Source organism: Dolichospermum circinale AWQC131C (genome assembly GCF_000426905.1).
GTDB classification, from domain to species: domain Bacteria; phylum Cyanobacteriota; class Cyanobacteriia; order Cyanobacteriales; family Nostocaceae; genus Dolichospermum; species Dolichospermum circinale.
This window is the reverse complement of the sequence record NZ_KE384651.1, coordinates 7,589-7,788: the sequence shown is the minus strand read 5'-3', so window position 1 is coordinate 7,788 and position 200 is coordinate 7,589. Positions and strand designations below refer to the sequence as shown.

Here is a 200-nt window from a genome sequence, read left to right as displayed (position 1 = left end):
CAGATACCGATACCTCCCCAACCTAAAATGATTGCCATGAAATAGCTTCCTGCCAACCCAAGAACCCAGACAACTAAGTTCATTAACACTGGAACGAACGTATCTTGCAACCCTATCAAAGCCCCAACAGTAATCATTTGAATACTGTAAAAAATTTGGAATAATCCCGACAAAGCGAGAAAAGAAGTTGCTGTATTAAT

The 200-nt window shown here is 39.5% G+C and carries 1 pseudogene; it reads right to left on the bottom strand.

Annotation, left to right across the window (positions count from 1 at the left end):
- Positions 1-200 (bottom strand): annotated as a pseudogene (locus ACIR131C_RS26965) (MATE family efflux transporter); the annotation flags it as partial.